This window comes from Stenotrophomonas maltophilia group sp. RNC7 (assembly GCF_030910085.1).
Lineage (GTDB): Bacteria > Pseudomonadota > Gammaproteobacteria > Xanthomonadales > Xanthomonadaceae > Stenotrophomonas > Stenotrophomonas sepilia.
In genome coordinates this window covers 1-2,786 of the sequence record NZ_JAVFVN010000425.1, presented here as the reverse complement: position 1 = coordinate 2,786, position 2,786 = coordinate 1, and the positions used below count along the sequence as shown (strand labels likewise).

Genomic DNA, 2,786 nt, shown 5'->3' with positions numbered 1-2,786 from the left:
GTATCTGCCGGGGGTATATAGCAGGGACCGACGACAGTCACACTTTGTCGACCGTAGATAAAACCTAGCAAAGCACCGTTACGCTGTCAAGGACTATTTTCCTATAGTTTGATTTTGTTCCTATCCATAAAAAGCTGCCTGGGCCTTAACCATTTCACATGAGCTGTGGCTTATTTATCTGCTATGATGGACACTCCACCTGTCTGCGACAACCAACCGTGCCGAAGTTAGTGAATGCGTAAGACGGCAGAAAAAGAACCGGGAAGCGAGAAGCGCAAACCGTTCAGGGTTTCGCGCCTGATCGGGCTCGACGCGTGGATCGATTCCACCCTCTACAGCCTGCGCTACAATCTCGGCGAGTGGTGGGAAAACATCACCATCTTCTCCCGGCGTTTTCGCGTGCGCGGGTTCCGGCGTTTCGTCGTCGAGGTTCTCGACGAGGGATTTACGCTCGGGGTCGCCGGAGCGGTGCTGATGCTGGTGCTGGCCCTGCCCGCCTTCGAGGAGACCAAGAAGGACTGGCGCGCGCAGGACGATTATGCCGTCACCTTCCTTGATCGCTACGGCAATGAGATCGGCCAGCGCGGCATCCTGCATCGTCAGGCCGTGCCCATCGATGAATTGCCGGATCATGTCATCAAGGCCGTGCTCGGCACCGAAGACAGGCGCTTTTTCGATCATTACGGCATCGACTTCTGGGGCCTGACCCGCGCGTTCAGCCAGAACATGCGCGCCAATGGCGTTGTCCAGGGCGGCTCGACCATCACCCAGCAGCTTGCCAAGAACCTGTTTCTCTCCAACGAGCGCACCATCGAGCGCAAGATCAAGGAAGCCTTTCTCGCGCTCTGGCTGGAAAGCAATCTCAGCAAGAAGGAAATCCTGCAGCTTTACCTCGACCGCGCCTATATGGGCGGCGGAACCTTCGGCATTGCCGCCGCATCGGAATTCTATTTCGGCAAGAACGTGAAGGATATTTCGCTTGCGGAAGCCGCGATGCTGGCCGGGCTTTTCAAGGCGCCTGCCAAATTCGCCCCGCATGTCAACCTGCCGGCGGCGCGTGCGCGCGCCAATGTCGTGCTTTCCAATATGGTTGAAAGCGGTTTCCTGAGCGAAGGGCAAGTCGCCGTTGCGCGCCGCCATCCGGCAAGCGTCATCGACCGCGCCAAGAACGAGAGCCCCGACTATTTCCTCGACTGGGCTTTCGAGGAGGTGAAGAAGGTCGCCGCCAATATTCCCCAGCACACGCTGATCGTGCGCACGACGCTGGACCGCAATATCCAAAAGGCGGCGGAGGAGTCGCTCGAATATCACCTGCGCCAGTTCGGCAAGGATTATAATGTCTCGGAAGCCGCGACCGTGGTGATCGCCAATGACGGCTCCGTACGCGCACTGGTCGGCGGGCGGGACTATGGCGAAAGTCAGTTCAACCGCGCCACCAAGGCATTGCGGCAGGCCGGTTCGTCCTTCAAGCCCTATGTCTATGCGGCGGCGATGGAAAAGGGGCTGACGCCCAGCACCATAGTCTCGGACGCGCCGATCAGCTGGGGCAACTGGTCGCCCCGCAATTATGGCCGCAGCTTTGCAGGCCGCGTCGACTTGACCACCGCGCTTGTCCGTTCGCTGAACAGCGTGCCGGTGCGGCTGGCGCGCGATTATCTGACCACGGCCCCCATCGTTGCGCTGACCAGGGCGATGGGCGTGGAATCGCCGATCTCGTCGCACAAGACCATGGTGCTCGGCACATCGGAAATGACGGTGATGGATCAGGCTACCGGCTTCAACGTGTTTCCAAATGCGGGCATGGCCGGTAACCGCCACGCCTTCACGCAGATCGTTTCATCGGACGGCAAGGTGTTGTGGGATTTCGGTCGCGATGCACCGAAGCCGCACAGGGCGTTGTCGGAGAAAGCGGCGCTCGAGATGAACTCCATGCTCGTGCAGGTGCCGGAACGCGGCACCGGACGCCGCGCCGCACTGCCGACGACGCGCGTTGGCGGCAAGACCGGCACGACGCAGAATTATCGCGATGCATGGTTTGTCGGTTTCACCGGCAATTTCACTGCGGCGGTGTGGTTCGGCAACGATAATTTCACCCCGATGAAGGAAATGACCGGCGGTGTCCTGCCTGCCATGGCCTGGCAGCGGATGATGGCCTATGCGCATCAGAACATCGAACTGAAGCCCATACCGGGCGTGACGCCGCCCTTCCCCGCGCCGCCCAAGAAGAGCGAGCCTCAAGTGGCCAACGCCAAGCCGGAAGAAGTCATGGCCGCGCCGCCGCGCGTGCTCTCGCCCATGTCGACAAAAGTCATCAAGGAACTGCATGACCGCTTCCTTGCGGCACCGCCTCTGCCTAAGATCGCCGGGCGCACAAAAGTATCGGTACTCTGAGGGGCGATGTTCAAGACGATATTCAACACGGCGATTGTGCTTGTGCTGGCGCTCGGCGGCGGCATCTGGAGCGTCGACAAGGTGCTCGACCGGTTCGAGGGTTTCGGTGAACTCCGCGTCGGGGCCTGGAGCGCCTATCCGGCGGCTGGCACGCCGGATGCCGATCCCTATTCCAAGGCCCGTGCGGCCCGCAAAGCCTATCTGGCGCTTGGAACGGCGGAAGGCCTGCCCTTCTATGCGCGTACCGACAATGGCGGGCGCACATTGCAGCGCGGCTGCACCTATCGCCTCAGCGGCATCACCCCGCCCGCCCGTTTCTGGACGGTCTATCCGGCCACGCCCGATCTCGAGCCGATCACGCCGCGCGACGGATTGCTGGAAGCGCTGCATTCCCG

2 protein-coding genes are annotated in these 2,786 nt (G+C 60.9%); both read left to right on the top strand.

Annotation, left to right across the window (positions count from 1 at the left end):
* The first annotated feature begins 234 nt into the window (after window positions 1-234).
* On the top strand, window positions 235-2,391 hold the full coding sequence (locus tag RCF13_RS07280; RefSeq protein ID WP_100648262.1) for a penicillin-binding protein 1A: 2,157 nt from the start codon (window positions 235-237) through the stop codon (window positions 2,389-2,391).
* A 6-nt stretch (window positions 2,392-2,397) separates the two neighbouring features.
* Window positions 2,398-2,786 (top strand): hypothetical protein (locus RCF13_RS07275; RefSeq protein ID WP_308141020.1); only part of this gene is annotated, 389 nt, incomplete at its 3' end.